Origin of the sequence: Amycolatopsis iheyensis (genome assembly GCF_024703995.1) — a bacterium.
GTDB lineage: Bacteria > Actinomycetota > Actinomycetes > Mycobacteriales > Pseudonocardiaceae > Amycolatopsis > Amycolatopsis iheyensis.
The window spans coordinates 84,549-110,869 of the sequence record NZ_JAMXQV010000035.1; the positions used below are offsets into that span (position 1 = coordinate 84,549).

Genomic DNA, 26,321 nt, shown 5'->3' on the forward strand with positions numbered 1-26,321 from the left:
TTCCGCGGACTGAATCCGCGGGACTTGGGGGGCGGCACGATGATGGGGCGCACGCATGCCCTGACCGGCTGGTGCGCGGGCCTGGCGCTGGCGCCCGCGGTCGGGGTGGGCTCGGTGCACCAGGCAGTGGTCTTCGCGGCCACGACGGCGGGGTTCGCCCTGCTGCCCGACCTGGATCACCCCGGCGCGAGCGCGTCCCGCCTGCTCGGCTGGCTGACCGGCGCGTTGTCGTGGCTGTTGCGCCGCGTCTCGGCGGCGTTCTACGCGCTGACCAAAGGCCCGCGCGACGAGAAGGTGACCGGCCAGCACCGGCACCTGTCCCACACCGTGCTGTTCGCCGCCGGCCTGGGCCTGCTCACCTCCTGGGGCACCGAAACCGGTGGTCCGTGGGCGGTCGTCGGCGTGGTGGTCTTCGGCCTGATGCTGGCGGAAGGCGCACTGGGCGACTGGCTCCTGCCGGTGAGCGGCGCCGCGGTGGCCTGGTGGTTCTTCACGGCGCCGCCCGACCGGGCGGGTGAGCTCGAGTCCATCACGGGCTGGCTGGGCATCGCGGTGGCGGCCGGCTGCCTGACGCACTGCCTGGGTGACGCGCTGACCGAGTCCGGCTGCCCGTTCCTCTTCCCGCTCCCGATCGCCGGCGAGACCTGGTACGAGCTGGGTCCGCCGAAGGCGTTGCGGTTCAAGACCGGCAAGAAGGTCGAGAAGCGGCTGGTCTTCCCGGTGTTCGTGGTGCTCGGCGTGCTGCTGGTCCCTGGCGTGTGGGACTGGTCGGTGAGCACGGTCGAGCGCTTGTTCATCCCGCCGGCGAGCCAGCAGGCGACCACGCCTTGATCCGCTCCGCCGTCGCGGCGGTGTCCGTGTAGTCGCGGGTGTGCGTGATCAAGCCGTCCTCGATCGTCAGCACCATCACGTACGTGGCCACGAAGCTCTCGCCCGCCATCTCCTGGTGCAGGTCGAACTCCGCGACGAGCACCGCCGGGTTCGCCGTCTCGTGGACGATCACGTTGGCCGCCTTCGTGATCCGGCGGCTCTCGCCCGCGCGGCGGAAGCGGCGGCGCAGTTCCTCGCGGCCGTGGGTGGTGCGGGGTGCGCCGGGGAGGGTGAAGGGCATTTCGAGGGTGACGTCTTCGGCGTAGCAGTCGGCGAGGTCGTCCCAGCGGTTCTCGACCGAGGCGGCGAGGAAGCGGTCGAAGACCTCGCGGGTGTGCCCGGATGCGGCGAAGACGTTCGGGTAGTCGCGGTAGGCGGTGATCCACCCGTCCGCCACCGTCACGATCCCGACCGACGACGGCCGGCCGAAGACCGCCAGTTCCAAGGTGAACCCCCTCTCCGTCATCGTCGCCGTGACCTGGGCTTCTCGCGCGCCGAGCGCCCGCGCTCGCGCGCCGCCGGCGTCGAGCGCGGCGACGATCGCCTCGCGTCCTTCGATCCGCCGGCCGTGGAAGGGCAGCTCGTAGACCGCGTCGGGAGCGAAGAGGCCGGCGAAGGGCGCGGTGTCCAGTGTGGACATCCCTTCGCGGACCGAGGCGGCGATTTCGGGCACGGTGCGTGGCATCGGAATTCTCCTGGAAGACTGGGCGTTGAATCGGAACGGTGCACCCGCTTACGACGATACGGAGCGCACGTTCCGTTTGTCAACGAGGAGAAGAACGATGGAGAAGATGCGCGCGGACGCCCGGCGCAACCGGGCCAAGGTCCTGGCCGCCGCCGAAGAGGCGTTCGCCGCCGACGGGCTCGCCGTGCCGCTCGACGACATCGCGCGGCTCGCCGGTGTCGGTGCGGGGACCGTCTACCGGCACTTCCCGAGCAAGGAAGCGCTGTTCCAGGCCGTCGTCCTCGAGCGCATCGAGCAGTTCGCCGACGAAGCCCGCAAGCTCGCCACCGCCGAGGACCCCGGCGCCGTCTTCGTCGACTACTTCGTCCGCGTCATCAAGCAAGCCTCGCTCAACCGGGCCATCTGCGACGCCCTCGCCGAGTCGAGCGGCCACGCGTTCAAGGCCGGGGCGGGCGACGAGTTCCGCGCGGCGCTCGCCGAACTGCTCGCCCGCGCCCAGGCGGTCGGCGCCGTCCGCCCGGACATCGACGGCGACGACCTGCGCGCGCTGATCGTCGGCTGCCTGGCCGTCGAGCGCTACGCGCCGGGCAGCCGGCACCTGGTCCGCATCGTGGTCGACGGGCTCAAGGCGACACCCGCGAGCTGAGGTCCCGGAGCCCGATCATGATCGCGGCCGACGCCAGCACGCCGGCCGCCGCGATGTGCAGGGTCGCCCGCATGCCGAACGCGCTCGCCAGCGCGCCGCCGAGGAGGCTGCCGAACGGGACGGCGCCGAGGATCAGCGTGTGCGTGACCGAGTTGACCCGGCCGAGCAGCTCCGGCGGCGCCACCACCTGCTGGTAGCTCATGGAGAACACGTTCAGCACGATGACGCCGAAGCTCGCGAAGAACCCGGCGACGACGTAGCAGGCGAGCGCCCAGCCGCGGCCGGTGAATGGGTAGAGCTGGTACGCGAGCCCGTACAGCAGCGCGGCGCCCTGGAGCGCTCGCGTCGGGCCGATCCGGTCGCCGATGCGCCGCGCGACGAGCCCCGCGGTGAGCGCGCCGGTGAGCGTCGAGGTGCCGAGCAAGCCGATCGCCCAGGCCGAAAGCCCGATGTCACGGGCGAGGAAGACGACCACGATCGCCAGGTGGACCGACTGGAAGAAGCTCGACACCGCGCCGTGTGCGCTGATCACCAGCAGGCCGCGGTCGCCGCGAACCGCGCGCAGGCCTTCGCCGATCTCGCGGAGCAGCCGTCGTGGCCCGGGCTCGGGGCGTACGTCCGGCGTCTCGATCCGGCGCAGCCACCACGCCGACCACAGGTAGCTGACGGCGTCGGCGGCCAGCGCCACCGCGTTGCCCAGCGCCTGGACGAGCAGGCCGGCCAGCCCCGGTCCGGCGACCGCCGCCATCGAGAGGTTCGTCTGCAGCCGGGCGTTCGCCTCGGCCAGCTGCCCGCGCCCCACCAGCCGCGGGACGTACGTCTGGTGCGCGACGTCGAAGAACACGCCGCACAGCCCGACCCCGAGCACGACGACCAGCAGCTGGGGCAGGCCGAGCACGCCGAACAGCGCGGCGACCGGGATCGACGCGAGCAGCGCGGCGCGGCCGAGGTCGGCGGCGATCAGCACCGGGCGGTGGCGCACCCGGTCGCACCACGCGCCGACCTGCAGGCCGAGCACCAGGTAGGGCAGGGTTTCCGCGGTCCGGAGCACCGAGACTTCGAAGACCGACGCGCTGAGCGCGGTCGCCGCGAGCAGGGGCACCGCGAGCACGTCGATCCGGCTGCCGAACTGGCTGACCAAGTCCGCGAGCCAGAGCCGGCGGAAGTCGTGGTTCCCCAGTGCCCCCATGACCGCAGCCTGGCACGCTCAACAAAGTTGAGTCAAGCAGACTCAAGCCGCACGGTCGGTAACAAGAGTTAAGATCAACGCGAGTTAGTCCTCGTACCTGCGCTGCGCGTGGCGAGGGGGTGACCGATGCACGGCCGACCTACCTGGGGTTCCGCCGCGGTGACCGGGATGGCGGGGTTCGCCGCCGGGTTGCTGGTGGCCGCGCTGCTCGTCGCCGGCCACCCCGCGCCGAAGCCCGCCGACGTCGTCACCCCGCCGACCAGCACCGTGCCCGCCGTGCCGGTCACCGTGACCGCGTCCGTGCCGCCGGCCACCGTCACCTCCGTCGAGACCTCGCCGCCGAGCACCACCACGAGCGTCGTCGAAGTGACCGTGACGTCCACCCCGACGTCGACCACGCCGACGTCGACGGCCCCGGTGCTGCCGCTGACCAGCGGGTGGCGTGACTGACCCGTGCAACCCCCGCGCGGCGAACTCCGTCTGCTCGGCATGAGAACGTGGCTCGCGGCTCTCCTGCTCCTCACCGCCGGCTGCTCGACGACGCCGGAGGTCGCCTGCCCGGCGATCGGGACCCGGGTCGGCATCGGGCTGACCGTCCCGCAACCGGCGGGCATCACCCGCGCGACGCTCGAAGCGTGCTGGGGCGACCAGTGCGTCACACGCCCTGCGGACCTGCGGCCCGATGACGCGACCGGCGGCCTCCAGGGCTTCGCCGACGTCCCGGGCCTGCAGGCCGAGCCGATCCGGGTCACCGTCCGCTTCGACGACGGCAAACCGCACACCACGGTCGTCACGCCCGCCTTCAGCGAGCCGGGCGGCCCCGCCTGTGGGCAGGCGGGGCCGCAGGCTCAGCTCGTGGCCGGGGCCGACCGGGAGGTCCGGCCGCGCTAGGCGGTGTCCTAGCCCACGTCCCGGCGCCGCCAGCCCACCAGGCCGGCGACCAGCGCGGCGGCCGCGACGACCAGCAGCCAGACCAGCGGTGTCGCGACGAGCTCCTGGCCGGGGAGCTTCGGCGGGTGCTGGAACGGCGAGACGTCCAGCACCGCCTGCGGCAGGTTCAGGATCGGGCCGAACAGGCTGAGCAGCAGCGCCAGCGAGCCGACCGCCCAAGCCGCCGCCGAGAAGCCCGGCAGCAGCCCGAAGATCGTCACCGCCAGCGCGATCACGACCCAGGCCGCGGGCAGCTGGACGAGCATCCCGGCGAGCGAGTCGCCGACCGAGCCGCCGACGTCGCCGGTGCGCAACCCGTTGGCCAGCCCCATGAACAGCCCGCCGGACAGCAGCAGCACCGCCGTGCCGAAGAACGCGAACACGAGGTGGCCCGCCGCCCAGCGCAGCTTGCCGACGCTGGTGGCCAGCACCGGCTCGAGCCGGATCGCGGTCTCCTCGCCGCGCATCCGCAGCACCGCCTGGATCCCGTACAGCGACGCGACCATCGCGAACATCCCGGCCATCGCGGCGAGGAACGCCTGCGTGAGTGCTTCGCTGCCGCCGAGGCGCGCCATGATCTCCTGCGCCTGCGGGCTGGAGCCGACCAGGCCGCCGATGCCGCTGGCGATCGAGCCGAACACCGCGCCGACGACCGCGGTGCCGATGGTCCAGCCGAGCAGCGGGCCGCGGTGCAGCCGCCAGGCGAGCGCGAACGGCGTCCGCAGGCTCGCCGCCGCCCGCGCCGGGCCCGGCCGCGGCGGCAGGATCCCGACGCCGACGTCGCGGCGGGGGAGCAGCCAGTACCCGAGCGCGCCGACGACCAGCGCGAGCGCCACCGGCAGGAGCAGCACCCACCAGCGTTCGACGGCGAACGGCCGCGCCTGCTGCACCCAGCCGATCGGCGAGAGCCACGACAGCCAGCGAGCGTCCACAGTGGAGTCTCCGGCGCCGCGCAGCAGGAAGGCCGCGCCGACGACGGCGGTGCCGATCCCGTTGGCCGTGCGCGAGTACTCGGCGAGCTGGACGGCGACCGCGGCGACCGCCGTGAACACCAAGCCCGCCAACGCTTCCGACGCGCCGAAGGCGAGCGAGCCGGCCGCGGGCAGCCCGGCGCCGACCATGCTGCCGTACTGGACCAGGCCGATCAGCACGCTCGCCCCGCCGGCCACCAGGATCGCCGACGTCAGCGCCGCGTACCGGCCGACGACCGCGGACGCGAGCAGCTCCGCGCGGCCGCTGTCCTCCTCGGCGCGGGTGTGCCGGGTGACGGTGAAGACCACCATCAGCCCGATGAGCAGCGCCAGGAACCCGCACATGCGCCAGGCGATGAACCCGCCGGCGGTGGTCAGGTCGAACGGCGGCCCGTAGAGCAGTGCGTACGACGGGTTGGTGTTCGCGCCGATCTGCAGGGCCTGCCGGTCGGCGACTGTCGGGTAGAACTGTTCGAACGTCTTGACCGTGCTGGCCGGGACCACGCTGAGCAGCACGATCCAGATCGGCAGGATGACGCGGTCGCGGCGCAGCGCGAGCCGGGTGAGGTGCCAGGTGCCGGCCAGTTCGTGCGCGGGCGCGACCTCGGCTTCGGCACGCGAGAGGGTCGGGGTCATTTCGCGCTCGCCTCGATCGTGTAGTGGCGCAGGAACAGCTCTTCCAGCGTCGGGGGCTGGCTGACCAGGCTGCGCACGCCGACCTGGGTCAGCTGCCGCAACGCTTCGTCGAGCGAGCGCGTCTCGACATCGAACCGGACGCGGTTGCCGTCGACCTTGAGGTCGTGGATGTTCTCGAGCTTCGCGAGGCCGTTCGGCGGCCCGGCCAGCTCGGCGGTGATCGACGTCCGGGTCAGGTGGCGCAGCTCGGCCAGCGTGCCGGACTCGACCGTCTTGCCGTTGCGGATGATGCTCACCTTGTCGCACAGGGCCTCGACCTCGGCGAGGATGTGGCTGGAGAGCAGCACGGTGCGGCCCTGCTCGCGCTCCTCCTGGATGGCGTACTGGAACGTCGCCTCCATCAGCGGGTCCAGGCCGGACGTCGGCTCGTCGAGGATCAGCAGGTCGACGCGCGAAGCCAGCGCCGCGACGATGGCGACCTTCTGCCGGTTCCCCTTCGAGTACGTCCGCCCCTTCTTCTTCGGGTCGAGGTCGAACCGCTCGATGAGGTCGGCGCGGCGCTTTTCGTCGAGCCCGCCGCGCAGGCGGCCGAGCAGGTCGATCACCTCGCCGCCGGAGAGGTTGGGCCAGAGGTTGACATCGCCGGGCACGTAGGCCAGGCGGCGGTGCAGGCTCGCGGCGTCCTTCCAGGGGTCGCCGCCGAGCAGCCGGACGTCCCCCGAGTCCGCGTGGAGCAAGCCGAGCAGGACCCGGACGGTGGTGGACTTCCCGGCGCCGTTCGGGCCCAGGAAACCGTGTACTTCCCCAGTAGGTACCTGCAGATCGAGGCCGTCCAAGGCCTTGGTCCGGCCGAACGACTTGTGGAGGCCGGAGATCGCGATGGCGTTTTCCATGCTTCGGAAGCTACACTGGTTTCACAAAGTTGTGAAGTTAAGAAAATGTCTAGATTGAGTGATCTTGCTGGGGGCGGTACGGGAGGATGGGTTGATGACGACGCCTGACACGAAGAGAGATGAAGACGCCGTCCGCCGGTACGTCGAGAGCCTCGCGCTCGTGCTCTCGCAGATCGGGATGCAGCGCATGTCCGCGCGGGTGTTCGCCGCGCTGATGACCACCGACGAAGGCCGCCTGACCGCGGCCGACCTCGCCTCGCAGCTGTCGGTCAGCCCCGCGGCCATCTCCGGCGCGGTGCGCTTCCTCGAGCAGATCGGCCTGGTCGCGAAGGAACGCGAGCCCGGCGAGCGCCGCGACCACTACCGCCTCTTCGACGACCTCTGGTACGCCACCTTCCTCAAGCGCGACCGCATGATCATCATGTGGCGCGACGCGGCCGAGAACGGCATCGACGCCCTCGGCGAGGACTCGCCGTCCGGCAAGCGGCTCGCCGAGATGCGCGACTTCCTGTCCTTCATGCTCGAAGAGCTCAACGGCATGTACGAGCGCTGGCACAAGATGCGCGCGGAGAAGAACGCCTAGAGCGCGGCGAGCAGGGTGTCCGCGAGCCGGTCGGCGAGGTCGGCCGGCTCGCGCTCGTCGAACGTCGCCAGGAACGCCTGCTGGAAGCACGCGCCCAGGAGCAGGGCCGCGGCCGCCTCGACGTCGGTGTCCGCCGCGAGCCGGCCCAGTGCGACCTCGGCCCGCAGGTAGTCTTCGACGCCCGCCAGCGGGATGCGCGGGCCGGCGCCGCCGACGCGGTCCCGGTGCGAACGCAGCAGGTCCCGCGAGGAGAACATCGAGATGGCGATCGGGAAGCTGTCGGCGTAGAAGGCCAGGGCGAGCCGGGCGACGCGGGCGAGATTGTCCCGCAGCGGCGCCTGCTCGGGGTCGGCAGTCAGCTCGGCCAGGGTCGCGCCCAGTGCCGGCAGTTCGTCGGCCAGCACGCTGAGGAACAGGTCGGTCTTGTCGCGGAAGTGCTTGTAGAGCATCGCCTCCGAGTAGCCCGCCGTCCGCGCGATGACCTTCGTCGTCGCGTGGGCGTAGCCCTGCTCGCGCATGACCTTCGCGGCCGCGGCGACGATCTCTTCGCGGCTTCCCATGGTGGCTCCCTGAGTGCGTTCTCAGCCTGGTTAGTGAACACTCACCCTACCTGGTGAGTGTTCACTAACCGAGGAGGAACCACCATGAGGATCACCGTGCTGGGCGCGACCGGCGGGGTCGGCGGCGAGGTCGTCAAGCAGGCGCTGGAGCGCGGCTGGGACGTCACGGCGGTCGTTCGCGACCCCGCGAAGCTGACTCACCCGGCCCACGTCGTCGTCGCCGGGCTCGGCGACGGGGCGAAGCTCGCGGCCGCGATCGAGGGCCGCGACGCGGTCATCTCGGCGCTGGGCTCCCGCGACCGCGGGCCGACGACCGTGTGCGCGGACGGCGCCCGCGCGGCGCTCGACGCCGGCGCGAAACGCCTGCTGGTGGTCAGCGCCAGCGGCATGCACACCGAAGGGGACGGTTTCTTCACCCGCACCCTCGTGAAGCCGCTGCTCAACACGTTCCTCAAGCACGGCTGGGCCGACATGCTCGCGATGGAGGACGTCGTCACGGCGTCCGGCGTGGACTGGACGGTGGTCCGCCCGCCGATGCTGCTGAACGGGCCGCGCACGGGCCAGGTCGCGAGCCGGCTCGACGGGAACGTCCGCACCTTCACCATCCGGCGCGCCGACGTCGCCGCGTTCCTGCTCGACGCCGTGGCGGAGCCCACGCTGGTCAGGGCGAAAGTCTCGATCGCGCACGGTTAGCTTCGAAGGCATGGTGCTCCTCGCTCAAGCTGTCTACGTCAAGCGCACGACCCCGCGGCTCCCGGGCGCCGCGGGCCCGACCGAAGGGCTCGTGCCGGGCGAGGGCGAGCCCTTCCGGCTGGCTGTCCTCGGCGAGTCCACAGTGGACGGCGTCGGCGCGGCGACCCACGAGGAGGCGCTCACCGGCTGCCTCGCCCGCGAGCTGGCCCGCGACGGCCGGGCGGTCCGCTGGCAGGCCGTCGGCCGGACCGGCGCCAACGCCCGGGTGGTCCGCGCCGAGCTGGTCCCGCTGGTCTCCCCGGCCGACCTGGTGGTGATCGCCCTCGGCGTCAACGACACCATCGAGCTGCGGAGCGCTCCGGCGTACCGCCGCGACCTGCTGGCCCTCGTCATCGCACTGCGGCGGCGGCTCGGGCCGGTCGACGTCCTGCTGGCCGGGGTGCCGCCGATGGCCCGCTTCCCGGCGCTGCCCCGGCCGCTGCGTGACGTCCTCTCGGCGCGCTCGAGGGCTCTCGACCGGGCGGCGGCCGCCCTCGCGGAGGTCCCCGGCGTCGCGCACCTGCCGATGGACCCGGGCCTGCTCGACCCGGCGGCGTTCGCGAGCGACCGCTTCCACCCGGGTCCGGCGGGCTACGCGCGCTGGGCGCAAACGCTTGCGGACGCACTCTTCGTGATCAGTTAGCAGCGTTGCGTCGATCTTCGGAAAAAGTCGCGAATTCGTGTATCTGGTGGCCCCGCCACTGCGTCCTGTGGAGCAGCCAAGCACGGAGATGGGAACGCGGCAGGGGGTGCCGAGTTCGGAAATGCGCGGCGACCGGGAGCCGAGGGGGCTACCGGACGCCGTAGGCCGGGTGCCTTTCGGGGGAGGGGTCATCCGGCGGGCCCGTTGGGGAGCGGGTCCTTGAGGGAGGGGAGTATCGGTCGGCGCGGGTCCACCCGCCCGCGTCGGCCGGTGCCTCCCCTAGTCGTCATTTGACCGGAAGCGCGACCGACGAAGTAAGTGACCTTGATGTATCCGAGATCCACCTGCACGCTCCTTCCCCCCGAAGGACCCGCGATACTGCCGAAGCCGACTCGAAGACTTTTCCGAAGAGGGGCAGATACGGTGACCGACGTGCAAACCGCAGAGGTAGATCCTCCCTGGGAGGGCCTGACCGGCGCCGAGCTGCATGCCGCCTGCATGCACGCGGCGAGAGCGGGTGACCGCCAGGCGATGTCCCGCCTGGTGGAGGAGCTGACCCCGCTCGTCTGGCACGTCGCCAGGGCCAACGGCCTCGACCGCTCGGTCGCCGAGGACGTGGTCCAGACCGTGTGGCTCGCCCTCTTCAGCCAGCTCGAGAAGCTCCGCGACCCCAAGGCGCTCGCGGCCTGGCTCATCACGACGACGCGCCGCGAAGCCACGCACCCGTTCGGCCGCCGGGTGCAACCGGTTCCGCTGAGCGACGAAGTCGCCGAAGCCATGCCGAGCACCCAACCGGCACCCGAAGACGAAGCCGTCCGCGCCGACCGCGACCGCCGGGTCTGGCGCGCCTTCGTCCGGCTGCCCCACCGCTGTCAGGAACTGCTCCGGCTGACCGTCCTCGCGGGCCGCGCGGAGTACCAGCTCGTCGCCGAGGCGCTGCGCATGCCACGCGGCAGCGTCGGCCCGACCAGGGGGCGCTGCCTCGACCAGATGCGCGATCTCCTCGCCAGTGAAGGGGGAAGCCGATGAACGACCTCGGAGCGCCGGGCGAGGCCTATTCCGACGACATGATCCTGGCCGACGTCGGCCGATTCCTCGATGAGCTGGACCCGCCACCGGACGACCTGGTGCAGCGGGTCCAGTTCGCGCTCGCCCTCGAAGACCTCGACGTCGAGGTCGCCCGCTGGGAGCGCCTCGACAACCTGGCCGGCGTGCGCGGCGGCGGCACCGGCACGATCACCTTCACCGTCAGCGACCTGACCGTGATGATCAACCTGACCAAGATCGGCAAGCTGCACCGCATCGACGGCTGGCTGGTCCCGGCGGGCCAGTACGGCGTCGAGGTGCGGGTGGCCGAGCACGGCACGTCGTCCACGACGGCCGACGAAGGCGGCCGGTTCGTGCTGGACAACGTGCCGCGCGGGACCACGCAGATCCTCGTGCACCTCGGCGACGTCTCGTGCCGCCGGACCGTGGTGACGCCGACGGTCGTGCTCTAGCCCAGGAAGTCGGCGAGGGGGACGGGTGTGAGTCCGTCCTTCTTCGCCTGCTCGACGAACGCCGTGTAGTCCTCCTTGAACGTCTTGCGGAAGTGCATCAGCACGACGTCGCCGGCCTTGAGCTTGTCGCCGGCCTGGAACTGGACGTGCCCGTCGTTGACCGCGGCCGTCCACAGCACCGCGGCGCGCATCCCGCACGCGGCGGCCGCGCGCAGCGTGTTCTGGTCGTAGTTGCCGAACGGCGGCCGGAACAGCGACGGCCGCACCCCCAGCTCGCGGGCGAAGTCGTCGGCGTCGTCGCAGATCTCCTTGCGCTGGAACTCGTACGGCTTGCCCTTGAGGTTCGGGTGGTCGACGGTGTGGTCGCCGAGCGTCGCGCCGGTGGCGTCGAGGATCTGCTTGAAGTAGGCCTCGTGGCCCTTCACGTACTTCTGGTTCAGGAACAGCACCGGGTGCGTCCCGTTCTGCTGCATCAGCTTCAGCGCGTCCGGGTCCTTGACCGCGCCGTCGTCCATGGTCAGGAAGACGTACGGCTTGTCGGTGGTGATCCGCTTGACCACCGGGACCTGGCCGTTCGCGATCGCCGGCGCCTTCTGCTGGACCGTCCCGAACGGGTACGGCGCCGACGTCGTCGTCCCGGGGCCGCCCCCGGGCGCCGGGTTCGGCTGGCTCGTGCCGAACTCACGCTGGTCCGGCTCGTTCGCCGAACACGCTGTCAACGCCAGTGCCGCCGCGACGACGACCGCTGCCACGCGCTTCATCCGCGCCCCTCTCGGTATTACCCGATCGGGTGACGTTGCGGGGGTGGGTGAAGTTGCGTCGGCTGATCTTGTGTGGCCGGGGCCACCCAGGTCAGCGCCCGGTTTCAGCCGCCTTGACGAGCTTACCCGAGAACAGCCTGATCACCCGTTCGAGGAGCGCGGCGAGGGCTGGGCCGCTCCCGCGGACCGGCTCGGTGAACGACCCGGTCCAGCGCAGGTGCGTGCCGCCGCCGTCGGTGGGCGTCACGACGACCTCGGCGCGGTAGTCCTTGATCGGGTTGGCGCCGAAGAACGTGTAGACGTGCCGGCGGCCGGGCTCGTACTCGACCGTCTCCTCGCGGATCAGCACCGGCCAGAGGCCGACCTCGCGGACGGCGCCGACGCCGGCCGGCTCGTCGGCGCCCTGGCGCTTCCAGCGGGCCTGGACGATGAGTGGCTTTCCCCACTCCGCCCAGCGCGGACCGTCGGCTTCGCGCTCGAGCAGTGCCTCCGGTGACGCACTGCTCGTGCGGTTGACCTCGAAGGAGAACTTGCGGCCCACCGGAACCTCCCACGTTGTTGACAGATTGATAATTAAGCGTCTCGCGGAGCGTAGGTCAAGATGGGGGCGTGAGCACGCCGCGTCCCGACATCGCCGCGCCGCACTGGCTGACCCAGCTCCTGCGCAGCAAGCCGGTCCCGGTGCCGTGGAACATGGTCGCCCGGGCCGTCATCGCGCTGGCCGTGCCGCTCGCGGTGGCGTACGCGGCGGGCGACATCGCCGTCGGCGCGCTGATCTCGACCGGCGCGCTGCCCGCCGTGCTGTCCGAGTCCGCCGGGCCCTACCGCTACCGCGCGCGCCGCCTCGGCGGGGCGACGCTGGCCGCGACGGCGGGGTACGTCGTCGGGCTGCTGACCGGCGGCACGCCCGCGTTGTCGGTGCCCGCGGTGATCCTGGTCGCGGCGGTGTCCGCGCTGATCAGCGCGGCCGGCAGCAACGCCTCGGTGGCCGGGCTGCAGATGTTCGTCTTCGCCGTGCTCGGCACCGGCCAGCACGCGACCGGCGTGCGCGTCGAGGTCCTGCTCGGCTTCTTCTGCATCGGCGCGATCTGGAGCCTTCTGGTAGCGCTCGCCAGCTGGACGTTCCGGGCGACCAGCCCCGAACGCTCCGCCGTCGCGCACGTCTACGTCGAGCTGGCCGCGATGCTCTCGGCGACCGACGAAGCCGTCTCACGGGTGGCCCGCCACCGGCTGACCACGGCCATGAACACCGCCTACGACCAGCTGCTCACCGCCCGCTCGTGGCTGTCCGGCCGCGACGCCGCCTACCGCCAGCTGCTCAACCTGCTTTCCGCGACGACACCCGCGGTCGAGGCGTCGGTGGCGATGGTCAACGCCGGGCGCCGCACGCCACCCGAGGTCATCGACCACTTCGTCGCGCTGTCGGCCACCGTCCTGGCCAGCCAGCCGCTGCCGGAGCCGCCGCCGATGCCGGACGAAAACGCCGACCCGGTGCTGACCGCGTTGTACGCGGGCCTGGTCCGGATCGGCAAGGGCGACGACCGCAAGCGCCGCGAGCCGACGCCGTGGTTCAAGCGGCTGCGCACCTGGGCCGGCTCGCTGGCTTCCGGCCCGCTGACCTGGATCGCCGCGCTGCGGCTGACGTTGTGCGTGGCGATCGCCGAGGTCGTCGGGCTGCTGGTGCCGTTCGAGCGGTCCTACTGGATCACCCTCACCGTCGGCATCGTGCTCAAGCCCGACTTCGGCTCGGTCTTCGGACGCGCGGTGCTGCGCGGGATCGGCACGGTCGTCGGTGTCGGCGTGGGCGCCGTCGTGCTCGGCGTCGGCGGGCACGGCTGGGTGCTCGTCGCCCTGATCACGATCTTCGCCGGCGGCGTCGCGGTGGGGAAGGTCCGCAACTACGGCATCCTCAGCGCGTTCGTGACGCCGTTGATCATCCTGCAGATGGACCTGGCGAACACCGGCAGCTGGAACGTCGTGGTGGCGCGGCTGGTCGACACCGTCCTGGGCTGTGCGATCGTGCTCGTCTTCGGCTACCTGCTCTGGCCGGGCAGCCGCCGGCCCCAGGTCGGCGGGCGGCTGGCCGACGGGCTCGACGCCGTCGCGAAGTACGTCTCGTGCGCGCTGGTCGAGGCGTCTTCCGGAGACGCGCGGCTGGCGCGGTCGCGGGCCCGCCGCGGCGCCTACCGGGCGCTGGCCGACCTGCGGACGGCGTTCCAGCAGGTCGTCGTCGAGCCGTCGGCGAACGGCCGCCAGGCGGTGGCGTGGTGGCCGGTGATCGCCGCGCAGGAACGCGTCGCGGACGCCGTCACCGAGGTCGGCGTGACGATCGGGCGCGGGGTGGCGCCGCCGGACCCGGCTGACATCGAGCTGCTCACCGCCGCACTGGACGAGCTGGCGTCGGCGATCCGCGAGCAGCGCGAGCCGCGGTCGATGCCGCTGCCGGACGGCGCGCAGCTGTCCGGGGTGGTCGACCAGCTGGGCTCGGCGTTCGACGCCGTCCGCGGCCCTGACCTGGTGGAACGATCCCCGCTGGGGCTCGTCCGGCGGTTCCTGCCGTACCACAGGCGCACCTGACGCGCGTGCTGTTCAATTACCGGCATGGGAATCGACTTCGATGCGTTGAAGGGCAAGGCCGAAGAGGCCCTGCGTGAGCACGGCGACAAGATCGAGGACGGCCTCGACAAGGCGGGTGACTTCGCCAAGTCGAAGTTCGCCGGCCACGACTCTCAGATCGACAGCGGGATCGAGAAGGCGAAGGAGTTCCTCGACAAGTTCGACACCAAGCCGGACACCCCGCCGGCTCAGTAGCTACTGGACTTCGCCGGTCGCGATCCCGTCCGAGAGGCCGGTGATCCGGCCGCCGCGTTCGCCGAGCGCGATGAGGCCCTGCCGGGCGTCCGGCGCCGAAAGGCTGATCCGGACGCCCGCGCGCTCGACGTCCAGGCTGGCGGCCAGCGCCTGCGCGCCTTCGTAGCCGGCGTTGATGGTGGCGGCCAGCCCGCCGGTCGAGGCGAGCGAGCCGCGGGCCGCGCCGAGGCGGCCGAGGGCTTCGTCGACGATCGGCAGCAACGCGTCTCGGTTGCCTTCGGTCATCGCGCGCACGAGCTGCGGGTTCGACGCGGCGACGCGCGTGCCGTCGCGGTAGGAGCCGGCGGCCAGCGACATGGCCAGCGGCCCGCCCTCGGCGCCGATCGTGGCCAGGATGGCCGCGAACAGGTGCGGCAGGTGCGAGATCCGCGCGACGGCTTCGTCGTGCGACTCCGCCGGCAGCGGGATCACGTGCGCGCCGACGTCCAGCACGAGCTCGGCGACCTCGGCCCAGGCTTCGAGGTCGGTGTCCTCCTCGACCGCGACCACCCAGGCCGCGCCCTGGAACAGCGTCGCGTTCCCGGCCAGCCAGCCGGAGTTCGACGTGCCGGCCATCGGGTGCCCGCCGACGTACCGCGTGTAGGGCACGCGACGGCGGACGGCGTCCAGCACCGGCGCTTTCACGCTGGTCACGTCGGTGAGCAGGCAGTGCGACGCGTGCTGGTTGACCAGGCGCAGCAGGTCTTCGACGGCGGTGAGCGGCGCGGCCAGCACCACCATCGCGTCGTCGGTTTCCGCGCGGTGCAAAGCCGCTTCGACGTCGGTGGTGACGTCGAAGCCTGCCCTGCTCGCCGCGTCGGCGTCCACTTCGGAGACCGCGGCGCCGAACGCCGTGCGGCCGCTGGCGGCCGCCGCGCGCAGCAGCGAACCGCCGATCAGCCCGAGCCCGATCACGCATACGTCTCGCACGGGCCCCATCCTGCCAGTGCCGGACGCATCTGGTGCTACAGCGCGGCGGCGAGCCTCGTTCCCTGGTCGATCGCGCGTTTCGCGTCGAGTTCCGCGGCGACGTCGGCCCCGCCGATCAGGTGCACCGGCAGGTCCGCGGGCAGTGCGTCGGCGAGGTCGCGCACGGGTTCCTGACCGGCGCAGACGACCACGGTGTCGACTTCGAGGAGCCGCGGCGCGCCTTCGACGGTGATGTGCAGGCCCGCGTCGTCGATGCGTTCGTAGGTCACGCCGGTGAGCTGCTCGACCTTCTTCGCCTTGAGCGCGGCTCGGTGCACCCAGCCCGACGTCTTGCCGAGCCCGGAACCGATCCCGGACTTCTTGCGCTGCAGCAGGTAGACCTGCCGCGGCGACGGCTCTGGCTTGCGTCCGGTGAGCCCACCGGCTGCCTTCTCCGGATCGGTGACACCCCACTCGGCCATCCACGCGTCGAGGTCGAGCGCCGGCGAGTCCGCGTGCGTGAGGAACTCGCTGACGTCGACGCCGATGCCGCCGGCCCCGATCACCGCGACCCGCTCGCCGACCGGCTTCCCGTGCCGGACGACATCGGCGTAGGACAGCACCTTCGGGTGGTCGATCCCGGGCAGCGCCGGCACGCGTGGTGCGACGCCGGTGGCCAGCACGACCTCGTCGAAGCCGGTGAGGTCCTCGGCGGTCACGCGGGTGCTCAGGTGCAGCTTCACCCCGGTGACCTCGAGCCGCCGCTGGTAGTAGCGGATGGTCTCGGCGAACTCCTCCTTGCCGGGGATCTTCCGGGCGATGCCGAACTGACCGCCGATCTCGTCGTCGGCTTCGAACAGTTCGACGCTGTGGCCGCGCTCGGCCAGCGCGGTCGCGGCCGAGAGCCCCGCGGGCCCGGCGCCGACGACGGCGACGTGCTTCGACCGCCGGGTCGGCGCGAGGGTCAGCTTGGTCTCGTGACCCGCGCGCGGGTTGACCATGCAGGAGACAAGCTTGCGCTTGAAGGCGTGGTCGAGGCAGGCCTGGTTGCAGGCGATGCAGGTGTTGATCTCGTCTTCGCGGCCGGTCTCGGCCTTGCGGACCCACTCGGGGTCGGCGAGGAACGGCCGCGCCATCGACACGAGGTCGGCGTCGCCGTCGGCCAGCGCCTGCTCCGCGACCTGCGGCATGTTGATCCGGTTCGAGGTCACGACCGGGATGCCCACGTGCGGCTTGAGCTTCCCGGTCACCCAGGTGAACGCGGCGCGCGGCACCGACGTCACGATCGTCGGCACGCGGGCTTCGTGCCAGCCGATGCCGGTGTTGATGATCGTCGCGCCGGCGGCCTCGACTTCGCGAGCGAGCGCGACGACGTCCTCCCAGCGCTGGCCGTCCTCGACGAGGTCGAGCATCGAGAGCCGGTAGACGATGATGAAGTCGTCGCCGACCTTTTCCCTGGTGCGCTTGACGATTTCGACGGCGAACCGGCGGCGCTTCTCGGGCGTGCCACCCCAGGCGTCGGTGCGCTTGTTGGTGCGCTCGGCCAGGAACTGGTTGATCAGGTAGCCCTCGGAGCCCATGATCTCGACCCCGTCGTAGCCCGCTTCGCGCGCGAGGGCGGCGCAGTTCGCGAAGGCGTTGATCTGCTGCCGCACGCCGTAGCCGGTCAGGCCGCGCGGCCGGAACGGGTTGATCGGCGCCTTGATGCTCGACGCCGACACGCTCAGCGGGTGGTAGGCGTACCGGCCCGCGTGCAGGACCTGCAGCGCGATCTTGCCGCCGGCGTCGTGCACCGGCGCGGTGAGCTGCCGGTGCTGCTTCGCCTCGGCCGACGTCGTCAGCTTGGAGGCGAGCGGCAGCAGCCAGCCGGTCTTGTTCGGCGCGAAGCCGCCGGTGACGATCAGGCCGACCCCGCCGCGAGCGCGTTCGGCGTAGTACTCGGCCAGCTCGGGGAAGTGCGCGGCCTTGTCCTCGAGGCCGGTGTGCATGGACCCCATCAGGACGCGGTTGCGCAGCGTCGTGAAGCCGAGGTCCAGCGGCGACAGCAAGTTCGGGTACGGGGTCATCAGGCGTCCTTGGTGTGGTGGAGGGCGGTGAGGACTTCGTCGAACCACTCGACCTGGCCTTCTTCGACGCGGATGCCGCCGCGCAGGACCAGGTACTGGTGCAGTTTTTGGCCGGTCAGCGCGGCGGGCGCGGGGAAGTCGCGCTTCTCGATCTGGCGGTAGACGTCGAGGCGTTCGGCGTGCGCCGAGCGGTGCCGGACGATCTCCTCGGCCACCTTCGCCGGGTCCCCGAAGGTCGCGCCGCGGATCTTCACGGCCAGTTCGACCGGACCCGCGTTCGGATCGGGCTCGGCCAGCCAGCGGACCAGTTCGGCGCGCCCGCCGTCGCCGACCGTGTAAACCTTCTTGTCCGGCCGGCCCGACTGCGCGACGACGTCGACGGCCACCCAGCCCGCCTCTTCCATCCGCTTCAGCACGCGGTAGATCTGCTGGTGGGTGGCGCTCCAGAAGAGCCCGATCGACTTCTCGAACCGGCGCGTCAGCTCGTAGCCCGAGCCGGCGCGCTCGGACAGCGAGACGAGGATCGCGTGCTCCAGTGCCATGGCCCGAGGGTCCTATGCAACGAGTTGCAGTGCAACGAGGCGCGCATCACTTCACCCACCCGGGTCGGATAAATCGGGTCGACTTCATGAACGAAAAGACCAGGATGGGAAGAGTGCACCCGGTACTCGAACTGATCTCCGAACGGATGGCGACGGGCAGTGTCCCGGGCGAACGCACCGACGGCCGGCGGCTCGCGCTCGCCGTCGAAGGCGGCAGCAGCCGCGGCACGTACTCGAGCGGCATGGCCCTGGCGCTCGACGAACTGGGCGCCGTCCCGGTGTTCGACGCCGTCTACGGCTCGTCGGCCGGCGCGCTGAACGGCGCCTGGCTGCTCAGCGGCTGCTCGTCGACCGGCGTCCGCACCTGGTGGAACCCGGTCGTGATGCGCCGGATCATCAACCCGCTGCACACCCTGCGCGGCCGCGCGGTGATCGACCTCGAATACCTCGTCCACCAGGTGTACTCGGTGCTGGAGCCGATGGACTTCCCGGCGATCCTGGCCAACCCGGTGACGTTCCACCCGCTGGCCACGGACGCGGACACGGGGGAGTCGACCGACCTGCACCCCTTTCTCGACGACGTCGACGCGATCAAGGTGTCGCTCGCCGCGTCGTCGTGCATGCCGGTGCTGGCCGGGCCGCCGATCCCGATGGCCGGCCGCCGGTTCGTCGACGCGGGGGTCGCCGAGCCGATCCCGTACCGGACGGCGCTGGCCCAGGGCGCGACCGACGTGCTGGTCCTGCGCACCCGCCGCGCCGACGAGCTGCCGCTGCCGCCCCCGCGCGCCTACGACGTCGTGGTGCCGCGGTTCCTGCGCCGCCAGGCCCCGGGCGCGATCCCGGCGTGGCGCGACACCTTCCGCCGCGACGTCGAGGACGAGGAGGTTCTGGCTTCGGACCCGCGGATCCTGAGCATCCGCCCGCCGGCCGGATCGCCGGACGTGGCGGTGCTGGAGCGTGACCCCGACGTGCTGCGCAAGGCCGTGGACCTGGGCAAGAGCGCGGTCCTCGACGTGCTGGAAGGGCTACGCGAAGCTTCCTAGCCGGTTCGCCCGCGAGAGCACGACGAACCGCTGCACCCCGAGTGACACGGCCAGGTACAGCAGGATCGACCCGGTGCCGAGACCCTTCGCGGCGCCGTCGAACAGCAGGTCCAGTCCGATGTGGACACCGACGGCGACCAGCCACAGCGCGACGGTCAGCCAGCCGCCCTGGCGCCACAGCTGCCCGTCCTGCCGCCACACCCGCACGCTCAGCGCCCGGACGAAACCGAAGCCCGCGGCGAGCACCAGGCTGGCCACGACGAGCACGATCACCGTCGCCGACACCGGGACCAGCTTCAGGTAGGTGGCGAGCTGGAACACCCCCAGCACCAGCAGGACCAGCAGCACGACCGGCCGGCGGTCCTCGCGCACCAGCCGCCGCTGCGTCTGCCGCAGCACCAGCCACGCCAGCACGGCGAGCCCGATGAGGATGTTGGCCGAGCTGCTCACGAGCGTTCCCTTCCGCGGTGACCTTCGAGGTCACCACGGTGCCCGCGGGCGCGCGTCAGGACGTCAACCCGGGGGTTGAAGCCAGGTGGATCAGGGTTTGCGCGCGATGCCGCCGATCACCCGCGACTCCGACGGCGAGGAGGCGAACACCGTCCGCTCGTCCGGGTGCCACGCCGGCGCGTAGACGAGCCCCGGTTCGAGCATCGGCCAGCCGCCGAAGAAGCGTTCGAACTCGGCCATCGGCCGCAGGAACCCCGGGTTCGTCGTGGTCTCGTAGTACTCCAGCAGGTCGATCAGCGCCTGCCGTTCGTCTTCGTTGACCGGGTTCTCGTTCGTCATCTGCGACAGCACCAGCAGCGAGCCCGGGGCCAGCCGCTCCCGGTAGAACCCGAGCAGCTCGTCGGGGTTCTCGTCGTCCTTGATGAAGTGCATGACGGCGTTGATCACCAGCGCGATCGGCTCGCGCACGTCGATGATGTCCGAGCTCGCGACGCGGTCCCAGAGGTCCTCGGGCTGCAGGAAGTCCGCGGCGATCGCGTGGTGGCGCTCGGGGTCGGCGGTGTCGGCCAGCAACAGCGTCGAGTGCGCGAGGGCGATCGGCTCGTTGTCGATGTAGAGCACGCGCGTGTCGGGCTCTTCGCTCTCTTCGTCGGCGACCTCGTGGACGTTGCCCGCGGTCGGCAGGCCGGACCCGATGTCGACGAACTGCCGGATGCCGGCGCGCACGCACGCACGGATCGCGCGGCCGAGGAACTGGCGGCTCGTCAGGCAGTAGTCGCCCATGAGCGGCAGCCGGTCGCGGACCTTCTCGGCGAACTCGCGGTCGATCGCGTAGTGCGTGTTCCCGCCGATGAAGTAGTCGTAGATCCGGGCGGCCGAGGGCCGGTCGAGGCTGCTCTCGACGGCCTTGAGCGCGTCGTCGTGGTTGATCATCGTCGCCCCCTTCGCCCGGCCATGTTAGCCAGCCGGGGAGAACGCTTCCCGGTAGGCGTTCACGGACTCCGTCAACCGGTCCAGCTCGGCGCGCATCCGGGCGATCCCGGCTTCGTCCAGCGCCATCGCGGTGCCGATCACGTCCGGGATCCCCTTGGCCTTCGCGCGCAGGGCTTCCCCGGCTTCGGTGAGGCTGATCCGGACCGAGCGCTCGTCGTCGGCCTGCCGGACGCGCTCGACGACGCCGGCGGACTCCAGGCGCTTGAGCAGCGGCGACAGTGTGCCCGAGTCCAGGTTCAGCTCGGTGCCGAGCTCCTTGACCAGGCGGTGGTCCCGCTCCCAGAGCGCCAGCATCACCAGGTACTGGGGGTAGGTCAGGTCGAGGTCCTCCAGGACGACCCGGTACAGGGACGTCACCGCGCGCGATGCCGAGTACAGCCCGAAGCAGAGCTGGTCGTCCAGCCGCAGCGATGCCATGGCGGCCTCCTCTCTCGTAACTCTCCATGGTCCCGGAGGTGGTCGTGCACCGCAACTCAAGTGCCCTTCATCTCATTGAGTCCAACTAAGTTGTGTCCAACTGAGTTGCGAGCTACCTTCAATGCATCAGCTCGCCACCGAGGAGGACGACATGACCGCCAACCCGCACAACCTCGCCCTGGAACCGGCCGCGCAGGCGTTCGCCGAGGCCACCGACCAGCCGCCGTACCTCTTCCAGCTGCCGCCGGCCGAGGGGCGCAAGGCCGTCGACGGCGTCCAGGACGGCGAGGTCGCGATGCCCGCCGCGTCGATCGAGGTGCTGACCATCGAGGACGTCGAGACCCGGATCGTCCGGCCCGAAGGCGTCGAGGGACCGCTGCCGGTGATCGTCTACATCCACGGCGCCGGCTGGGTGTTCGGCGACTTCCACACCCACGAGCGCCTGGTGCGCGAGCTGGCCGTGGGGGTCGGCGCGGCCGTCGTGTTCCCCGAGTACAGCCGCTCGCCCGAGGCGCGCTACCCGATCGCCATCGAGGAGAACTACGCGGTGGCGAAGTGGGTTGCCGCGCACGGCGCGTCGAAGGGGCTGGACACCTCGCGCATCGCGATCGCCGGCGACTCCGTCGGCGGGAACATGACGGCGGCGCTGACGCTGCTGGCCAAGCAGCGCGGCGACGTCACCTTCCGCCAGCAGGTGCTCTTCTACCCGGTGACCGACGCGAACTTCGACACCGAGTCCTACGCGAAGTTCGCCGAGGGCTACTTCCTCGGCCGCGAAGGCATGAAGTGGTTCTGGGACCAGTACACGACCGACGCCGCCCAGCGCGCCGAGATCACGGCGTCGCCGCTGCGTGCTTCGCTCGACGAGCTCGCCGGGCTGCCGCCGGCCCTGGTGATCACCGGCGAGGCGGACGTGCTCCGCGACGAAGGTGAGGCGTACGCGGCGAAGCTGCGTCAGGCCGGCGTGCCCGTCACGGCCGTCCGCTACCAGGGGATCATCCACGACTTCGTGATGGTCAACGCGCTGCGCGAGACCCACGCCGCGGAGGCCGCGATCACCCAGGCCATCACCGTCCTGACGCGTGCTTTGGCGGCATAGCTGAGAAAACGCTGAGTTCGCCGCACGTTGCGGCCCTATGGCGCAAGTCACAGCGCCGCAACGTGCGTGCCCGCTCAAACGTGATATATACGCGACTCCCGATCGATCCGGGCGCGCACCTGCCCGCCTGGAAGGACCGATCCCATGCACCTGAGCAGCATCCGGCTCGACTCGCCGGTCAACATGATCGTGGTGGTCGTGCTGACGCTGCTCGCGGTCGTCGCCGTCCCGTGGTTCTGGGACCGCTGGAAGCGCAAGCGGTTGTGGCGCAGCGCCACGATCCTGCTCGCGGTCGTGCTCGTGGTCGTCTCCACGGCCATGGGCGGCAACATGATCGGCGGCTTCTTCCCGACGGTCGGCTCGCTGCTGGGAACGGGCGCCTACGCCGGCCAGGGCACCGACGCCGAGGCGTCGCAGAACGGCGAAGACCTCGAGAAGCTGCGCGACACAGGGGTGGCGCACGCGCGCGAGGGCAAGGGCACCGTCGTCCACATGAAGGTGACGGGCCGGCGCACGAAGCTCACCCGCGACGTCACGGTGTACCTGCCGCCGCAGTACTTCGACGCGGCGTTCAAGGAGCTGAAGTTCCCGGCGATCGAGTGGATCCCGAACTACCCGTCGGGCCCCGAGGTCTTCACGAGCGGCTACCACATGCCGGAGCAGCTGGACGCGGCGATCGCCCGCCGCGCGCTCCCGCCGTCGGTGGTGATCGTCCCGGACCCGACGGGCGTCCCGAAGGTCGGCCACGACACGGAATGCGTCGACGAGGTCAACGGAACGGCGAACGACACCTACCTGACGGCGGACCTGCGCGACTGGGCGCTGCAGAAGCTGGGCGTGACCCCGAGCCGGCGCGGCTGGACGATCGCGGGCTGGTCCTCGGGCGGGTTCTGCGCGATGAACCTGGTGACGCGCCACCCGCAGTGGTACGGCCAGGCGGTCAGCGTCAGCGGCTACGACAAGGCCCAGATCGACGCGGAGACCGAGGACCTGTTCCACGGCCGCCAGGACATCAACGACGCCAACAACGTCCGGGTCAACGTCCGCCTCCACCCGTCCCCGGTCGACATCCTGGCGATTTCGGGGGACAAGGAAAGCTACGAGAGCTTCGCGATCGGCCAGATCCGTGCGGCCGCGCGGCCACCGCTGCAGTTTTCGTCGTGGGTGGTCAAGGACGCGGGCCACAACATGAACACCTTCAAGTCGCAGATACCGGACGTGCTGTCGTGGATCGGCGCCCACGCGACGGGCCCGTCGCCGGCCGGCCGGCCGGTCGAGACCACCGGCGGGGTGCTGCCGTGGCCGCTGCCGCGGTCGGGCGCGCACGGGGCGCTGGCCGACACGGACCAGTAGCGCCTCAGCCGAGCATGGCCTGGACCACTGCCGTCACCCGCTTCGAGCCGGTCGCGTAGTCCACCGACTGCGGGTCCTCGGTCAGCACCACCACGATGTAGCGGCCGTCCTCGCCGACCACGCCGGAGGTGTGCAGCATCCGCGTCGGCCGGCAGCACGACCAGCCCTGCTTGACCGCCCACGGCCGCCCGCCCGCGGCGTCCGGGATGCCGAAGTACTGCCGGAACCCGTCGGAGCCCCGTTCGGTCGCGGCGCGCAGCGCGCTGAGGATCGCGCCCGGCGCGTGGGCGAGCACGTACTGGTAGATCCGCACGACGTCCGCCGCCGTGATCCGCGTGTCGCCCCACCGGCCCGGGTCCGCGGGCGGGCGCGTCCCGGTGAGGCCGATCTTCGCGGCCCAGCGCGTGACGATCGACGGCCCGCCGTACGCCGTCCAGAACCGGCTCGCGAGGTCGTCGTCGCTGCGCGAAAGCATCCGCTGCACCTCCGGCGCGGGCCCGCCGCCGTCGAGCACGGCGAGCGCGATGAGCAGCTTCACCAGCGACGCCGACGTGTACCCGCGCTCCGCCCGCACCGAGACGGTCGCCGCGCCGCGCTGCCGGTCGAACAGCACGGCGCTGACGGTGCCGCCGGGCACCAGCCGGTCCAGCGCGGCAGCGTCCACTTTGGCCGGCTGCTTCGGCGTGGTGCCGGGACTCAGACTGGGGCTCGGCTTCGGCGCCGGGCTCGAACTGGGGGTCGCCGGCAATTCCGACATCGTTGTCACCACTTCGGAGGCCGCGACCGGCTGAGGTGTCGCGGCGGTGCTGTGACTCGCCGTGACAGCCACCGCGCCGATCGCCCCCAGACACAGCCCCACCAGGAAGATGCCGCTCAGCTTGCGCATGATCCGGATTGCCGGGACGACGGCCTGCCGTTCCCCGGATCGGGTGAGTTTGTGGGATAGCTCTCGGCCGGGCCCGGATCTCGCAACGCCGCCGGGCGCTGCGGGCAAGCGCCGTCGTTTCGCGCCCTGTGTTCGCGGGGTACCTGTGTGCGGTGACGGTCGTCACCACACGCTGGGAAGGACTGGAGTCATGACTCACGCGAAAGGCGCACGCATCCGGGTTCGCGGCCTGCAGCCGGCGCAGGTGCTGGCCGGACTGGCCGGAATCGCGTTCCTCGTCGTCGGCATCATCGGATTCACCAGGACCGGCTTCGGCGACTTCGCCGGCCACCACGAGGCCGGGTTCTGGCGGTTTTCCGCCAACCCGCTGATGAGCCTGGTCCGCGTCGTGACCGGGGTGGTCGGCTTGCTGCTGGCCTTCGGCTCCGGCCGCGCCCGCACGTTCGGCTGGCTGCTGTTCATCGGCTACGGCCTGCTGTTCGTGTGGGGCCTGATGATCGACGGCCTCATTTCGAGCAACCCGTTCGCCACCGCCGGCAACCCGATGGACCTCGGCCCGGCCGACACCTGGCTGCACCTCGGCGTCGCCGCGCTCGGTCTGCTGATCGCCGTGCTCCCGGCCCGCCGCACCATCCTCGTCCCCGAGGACGAGACGGTCGACGAGCCGACGGTCGTCGAGCGCCACACCGACCACGACGCCGACCGCGTCGTGACTTCCGACGAGCGGCCCCGCCGTCGTTCGTTCCTGCGTCGTGACCACGACGAGCGAGGCCCGGAGGTCACTCGTGAAGAGCGTCCGCCGGGCCTCGCCCACTAGGAAGTTCGTGGTGGCTCAGTAGGTGGTGCCACCGGAGCCGGAGTTGCTGCTGCTCCCAGCGCCACTGTCAGCCGGAGCCTGGTTGGCGGTGGAGCTGGGGGTGGTGCCGACCTTGCAGCCGTTGGGCTCGATGACGAACCAGGTGCCGTTGACGCCCATGCCGTTCGCGTCGCCCGGCTTCAGGTCCTTCGAGAAGGTGTAGACCGGCCAGCCGCCGATGGTGACCTGCTCGGTGCCGTCGGCGCGCTTGATGCTGCCGAGCAGCTTCGAGTCGATGCCCTGCAGCTCGACCTTGCCGTTGGAGAGCACCGGCGGCCAGGTCTTGGCGCAGTCGCCGTTGCAGGCGGACGTCTTGGCCTTCTTGGTGTCCTTCTGGAACAGGTAGAGCGTCATCCCGTTCTGGTCGACGATCGCCTCGCCGAGGCCGTCGATGTTGCTGGCGCTCAGCTTGACGACGCCGGCTTCGCTCGCGGCCTGCCCGGCCTTGCCGCCCTTGGCGTTGGCCGCGTACCAGGCCCCGCCGACGCCCTGACCGGTCGCCTCGCCGGCCTTGGTGTCCTTGGCGTAGCGGTAGAGCGCCCACCCGCCGACGGTGACCTGCTCGGTGCCGTCGGAGCGCGTCACCTTCCCGACGAGGTTCTTGTCGACGCCCTGCACCTGCACGTCCCCGGTCGCGAGCACGGGCGGCCAGGCCTTGGCGCAGTCACCGTCGCAATTGGACTTCGGCGGCTTGGCGGTGTCCTTGTCGAACCGGTAGAGCGTCATGCCGTTCTGATCGGTGATGACCTGCCCGACATTGGCCACATCGGCGACGACGAGTTTCGACTCGTTCGACGCGGGAGCGGCGTTGCCCACCTGGCCGTTGGCGAGCTGACCGCCACCGGTGCCACCGGCAGCCGCGGGGGCGATGACCGGCTGAGCAGTTTCGGCACCCGAGCAAGCGGTGAGCACTGCCAGCCCGGCTGCCGCCGCGGCGACGGAGACGGCGATGCGCGTGCGAAGCATGGAAGTTCTCCTTGTGTCCATTGGGGTTTCCCGCCGCTCGGTGCGGCTGCCTGATACCCACTACACGGACACTCGGCGGAGGCGGTTCAAAGTATTTTCGGCCGGGTGCGGGCCTGGTGCGGAGGGCACGGTTCAGCCGTCGGCGGCTGAGTGGGGGCGCCGGGTGCCGCGGCCGCCGCCTTCATCGCCGCGCCTACAGCCGCCCGGCGCCCGCAACCGCCCGCAACCGCCCCGCGCCTGCAGCCGCCCCGCGCCTGCAGCCGCCCGGCGCCCGCAACCGCCCGCAACCGCCC

Annotated in this window: 30 protein-coding genes; 15 read left to right on the forward strand and 15 right to left on the reverse strand. The window is 71.3% G+C overall.

What is annotated here, in order from left to right; all coding sequences use genetic code 11:
* Window positions 1-42 precede the first annotated feature (42 nt).
* Complete coding sequence (locus M8542_RS43755; protein WP_257926305.1) at window positions 43-831, forward strand: metal-dependent hydrolase; 789 nt, start codon at window positions 43-45, stop codon at window positions 829-831.
* Here the strand turns inward: M8542_RS43755 and M8542_RS43760 are convergent.
* Window positions 794-1,555, reverse strand: coding sequence for a nuclear transport factor 2 family protein (locus M8542_RS43760; RefSeq protein ID WP_257926306.1), 762 nt, complete (start codon window positions 1,553-1,555; stop codon window positions 794-796). The genes M8542_RS43755 and M8542_RS43760 overlap by 38 nt on opposite strands.
* Window positions 1,556-1,652: 97 nt before the next feature.
* Between M8542_RS43760 and M8542_RS43765 the strand changes: the two genes are divergently transcribed.
* Window positions 1,653-2,201 (forward strand): TetR/AcrR family transcriptional regulator, encoded by a 549-nt coding sequence (locus M8542_RS43765; RefSeq protein ID WP_257926307.1) that lies wholly within the window; start codon window positions 1,653-1,655, stop codon window positions 2,199-2,201.
* On the opposite strand, the gene M8542_RS43770 is transcribed toward M8542_RS43765, so the two are convergent.
* Complete coding sequence (locus tag M8542_RS43770) at window positions 2,179-3,390, reverse strand: MFS transporter (protein WP_257926308.1); 1,212 nt, start codon at window positions 3,388-3,390, stop codon at window positions 2,179-2,181. The two genes, M8542_RS43765 and M8542_RS43770, sit on opposite strands and share 23 nt — an antisense overlap.
* A gap of 126 nt (window positions 3,391-3,516) precedes the next feature.
* Here M8542_RS43770 and M8542_RS43775 point away from each other — a divergent pair, with 126 nt between their 5' ends.
* A complete protein-coding gene (locus tag M8542_RS43775; RefSeq protein WP_257926309.1) occupies window positions 3,517-3,840 on the forward strand; it encodes a hypothetical protein in 324 nt (107 codons plus the stop codon).
* 39 nt (window positions 3,841-3,879) lie between these two features.
* Window positions 3,880-4,281, forward strand: coding sequence for a hypothetical protein (locus tag M8542_RS43780; protein ID WP_257926310.1), 402 nt, complete (start codon window positions 3,880-3,882; stop codon window positions 4,279-4,281).
* Window positions 4,282-4,289: 8 nt separating this feature from the next.
* On the opposite strand, the gene M8542_RS43785 is transcribed toward M8542_RS43780, so the two are convergent.
* Both M8542_RS43785 and M8542_RS43790 read right to left on the reverse strand, forming a co-directional pair.
* The gene (locus M8542_RS43785) at window positions 4,290-5,927 is read right to left on the reverse strand and encodes an ABC transporter permease (protein WP_257926311.1); all 1,638 of its coding nucleotides are present in this window, start codon (window positions 5,925-5,927) and stop codon (window positions 4,290-4,292) included.
* A complete protein-coding gene (locus tag M8542_RS43790; RefSeq protein WP_257926312.1) occupies window positions 5,924-6,820 on the reverse strand; it encodes an ABC transporter ATP-binding protein in 897 nt (298 codons plus the stop codon). Before M8542_RS43790 ends, M8542_RS43785 begins: the two co-directional genes overlap by 4 nt.
* A 94-nt stretch (window positions 6,821-6,914) precedes the next feature.
* Between M8542_RS43790 and M8542_RS43795 the strand changes: the two genes are divergently transcribed.
* The gene (locus tag M8542_RS43795) at window positions 6,915-7,403 is read left to right on the forward strand and encodes a GbsR/MarR family transcriptional regulator (protein WP_257926313.1); all 489 of its coding nucleotides are present in this window, start codon (window positions 6,915-6,917) and stop codon (window positions 7,401-7,403) included.
* On the opposite strand, the gene M8542_RS43800 is transcribed toward M8542_RS43795, so the two are convergent.
* Window positions 7,400-7,963 (reverse strand): TetR/AcrR family transcriptional regulator, encoded by a 564-nt coding sequence (locus M8542_RS43800; protein ID WP_257926314.1) that lies wholly within the window; start codon window positions 7,961-7,963, stop codon window positions 7,400-7,402. The genes M8542_RS43795 and M8542_RS43800 overlap by 4 nt on opposite strands.
* An 84-nt stretch (window positions 7,964-8,047) precedes the next feature.
* On the opposite strand from M8542_RS43800, the gene M8542_RS43805 reads away from it, so the two are divergent.
* The 4 genes from M8542_RS43805 (at window position 8,048) to M8542_RS43820 (ending at window position 10,837) form a co-directional block, all read left to right on the forward strand.
* Window positions 8,048-8,656, forward strand: coding sequence for an NAD(P)-dependent oxidoreductase (locus M8542_RS43805; protein WP_257926315.1), 609 nt, complete (start codon window positions 8,048-8,050; stop codon window positions 8,654-8,656).
* A 10-nt stretch (window positions 8,657-8,666) separates the two neighbouring features.
* On the forward strand, window positions 8,667-9,338 hold the full coding sequence (locus M8542_RS43810; protein ID WP_257926316.1) for an SGNH/GDSL hydrolase family protein: 672 nt from the start codon (window positions 8,667-8,669) through the stop codon (window positions 9,336-9,338).
* 423 nt (window positions 9,339-9,761) lie between these two features.
* Window positions 9,762-10,367: an RNA polymerase sigma factor gene (locus tag M8542_RS43815; protein ID WP_257926317.1), complete on the forward strand. Its 606-nt coding sequence runs from the start codon at window positions 9,762-9,764 to the stop codon at window positions 10,365-10,367.
* Window positions 10,364-10,837, forward strand: coding sequence for a carboxypeptidase regulatory-like domain-containing protein (locus tag M8542_RS43820; RefSeq protein ID WP_257926318.1), 474 nt, complete (start codon window positions 10,364-10,366; stop codon window positions 10,835-10,837). Before M8542_RS43815 ends, M8542_RS43820 begins: the two co-directional genes overlap by 4 nt.
* On the opposite strand, the gene M8542_RS43825 is transcribed toward M8542_RS43820, so the two are convergent.
* Both M8542_RS43825 and M8542_RS43830 read right to left on the reverse strand, forming a co-directional pair.
* Window positions 10,834-11,598: a polysaccharide deacetylase family protein gene (locus tag M8542_RS43825; RefSeq protein WP_257926319.1), complete on the reverse strand. Its 765-nt coding sequence runs from the start codon at window positions 11,596-11,598 to the stop codon at window positions 10,834-10,836. The genes M8542_RS43820 and M8542_RS43825 overlap by 4 nt on opposite strands.
* Before the next feature lie 91 nt (window positions 11,599-11,689).
* Window positions 11,690-12,139 (reverse strand): SRPBCC family protein, encoded by a 450-nt coding sequence (locus tag M8542_RS43830; RefSeq protein ID WP_257926320.1) that lies wholly within the window; start codon window positions 12,137-12,139, stop codon window positions 11,690-11,692.
* A 68-nt stretch (window positions 12,140-12,207) separates the two neighbouring features.
* Here M8542_RS43830 and M8542_RS43835 point away from each other — a divergent pair, with 68 nt between their 5' ends.
* Together M8542_RS43835 and M8542_RS43840 are read left to right on the forward strand one after the other, a co-directional pair.
* A complete protein-coding gene (locus tag M8542_RS43835; protein ID WP_257926321.1) occupies window positions 12,208-14,175 on the forward strand; it encodes an FUSC family protein in 1,968 nt (655 codons plus the stop codon).
* A 24-nt stretch (window positions 14,176-14,199) separates the two neighbouring features.
* Window positions 14,200-14,409, forward strand: coding sequence for an antitoxin (locus M8542_RS43840; protein WP_257926322.1), 210 nt, complete (start codon window positions 14,200-14,202; stop codon window positions 14,407-14,409).
* On the opposite strand, the gene M8542_RS43845 is transcribed toward M8542_RS43840, so the two are convergent.
* From M8542_RS43845 to M8542_RS43855, 3 genes are read right to left on the reverse strand one after another with little or no spacing between them, the layout of a single operon-like run.
* Window positions 14,410-15,363 carry a prephenate dehydrogenase gene (locus M8542_RS43845; RefSeq protein WP_257926337.1) on the reverse strand — a complete coding sequence of 318 codons (954 nt, stop codon included), beginning with the start codon at window positions 15,361-15,363 and terminating at the stop codon, window positions 14,410-14,412.
* Window positions 15,364-15,413: 50 nt separating this feature from the next.
* On the reverse strand, window positions 15,414-17,423 hold the full coding sequence (locus M8542_RS43850; protein ID WP_257926323.1) for an NADPH-dependent 2,4-dienoyl-CoA reductase: 2,010 nt from the start codon (window positions 17,421-17,423) through the stop codon (window positions 15,414-15,416).
* Window positions 17,423-17,965, reverse strand: a complete 543-nt coding sequence (locus tag M8542_RS43855) for a PadR family transcriptional regulator (protein ID WP_257926324.1) — start codon at window positions 17,963-17,965, stop codon at window positions 17,423-17,425. The genes M8542_RS43850 and M8542_RS43855 overlap by 1 nt, the downstream gene beginning before the upstream one ends.
* 104 nt (window positions 17,966-18,069) lie before the next feature.
* Here M8542_RS43855 and M8542_RS43860 point away from each other — a divergent pair, with 104 nt between their 5' ends.
* The gene (locus M8542_RS43860; protein ID WP_257926325.1) at window positions 18,070-19,008 is read left to right on the forward strand and encodes a patatin-like phospholipase family protein; all 939 of its coding nucleotides are present in this window, start codon (window positions 18,070-18,072) and stop codon (window positions 19,006-19,008) included.
* Here the strand turns inward: M8542_RS43860 and M8542_RS43865 are convergent.
* The 3 genes from M8542_RS43865 to M8542_RS43875 form a co-directional block, all read right to left on the reverse strand.
* Window positions 18,991-19,458, reverse strand: a complete 468-nt coding sequence (locus M8542_RS43865; RefSeq protein WP_257926326.1) for a hypothetical protein — start codon at window positions 19,456-19,458, stop codon at window positions 18,991-18,993. The genes M8542_RS43860 and M8542_RS43865 overlap by 18 nt on opposite strands.
* 90 nt (window positions 19,459-19,548) lie before the next feature.
* Entirely contained in the window at window positions 19,549-20,391 is an 843-nt protein-coding gene (locus M8542_RS43870) for an SAM-dependent methyltransferase (protein WP_257926327.1), read from the reverse strand.
* A 24-nt stretch (window positions 20,392-20,415) separates the two neighbouring features.
* Window positions 20,416-20,868 (reverse strand): MarR family winged helix-turn-helix transcriptional regulator, encoded by a 453-nt coding sequence (locus tag M8542_RS43875; RefSeq protein ID WP_257926328.1) that lies wholly within the window; start codon window positions 20,866-20,868, stop codon window positions 20,416-20,418.
* Window positions 20,869-21,019: 151 nt separating this feature from the next.
* Here M8542_RS43875 and M8542_RS43880 point away from each other — a divergent pair, with 151 nt between their 5' ends.
* Together M8542_RS43880 and M8542_RS43885 are read left to right on the forward strand one after the other, a co-directional pair.
* On the forward strand, window positions 21,020-21,967 hold the full coding sequence (locus tag M8542_RS43880; protein ID WP_257926329.1) for an alpha/beta hydrolase: 948 nt from the start codon (window positions 21,020-21,022) through the stop codon (window positions 21,965-21,967).
* Between the two features lie 144 nt (window positions 21,968-22,111).
* Window positions 22,112-23,320 carry an alpha/beta hydrolase gene (locus tag M8542_RS43885; RefSeq protein WP_257926330.1) on the forward strand — a complete coding sequence of 403 codons (1,209 nt, stop codon included), beginning with the start codon at window positions 22,112-22,114 and terminating at the stop codon, window positions 23,318-23,320.
* Between the two features lie 4 nt (window positions 23,321-23,324).
* Here the strand turns inward: M8542_RS43885 and M8542_RS43890 are convergent, their stop codons facing one another.
* Window positions 23,325-24,206: a serine hydrolase gene (locus M8542_RS43890; RefSeq protein WP_257926331.1), complete on the reverse strand. Its 882-nt coding sequence runs from the start codon at window positions 24,204-24,206 to the stop codon at window positions 23,325-23,327.
* Between the two features lie 190 nt (window positions 24,207-24,396).
* Here M8542_RS43890 and M8542_RS43895 point away from each other — a divergent pair, with 190 nt between their 5' ends.
* The gene (locus M8542_RS43895) at window positions 24,397-25,023 is read left to right on the forward strand and encodes a DUF4383 domain-containing protein (protein WP_257926332.1); all 627 of its coding nucleotides are present in this window, start codon (window positions 24,397-24,399) and stop codon (window positions 25,021-25,023) included.
* 15 nt (window positions 25,024-25,038) lie between these two features.
* Here the strand turns inward: M8542_RS43895 and M8542_RS43900 are convergent, their stop codons facing one another.
* Complete coding sequence (locus tag M8542_RS43900) at window positions 25,039-26,028, reverse strand: SCO0930 family lipoprotein (protein ID WP_257926333.1); 990 nt, start codon at window positions 26,026-26,028, stop codon at window positions 25,039-25,041.
* Window positions 26,029-26,321 lie beyond the last annotated feature (293 nt).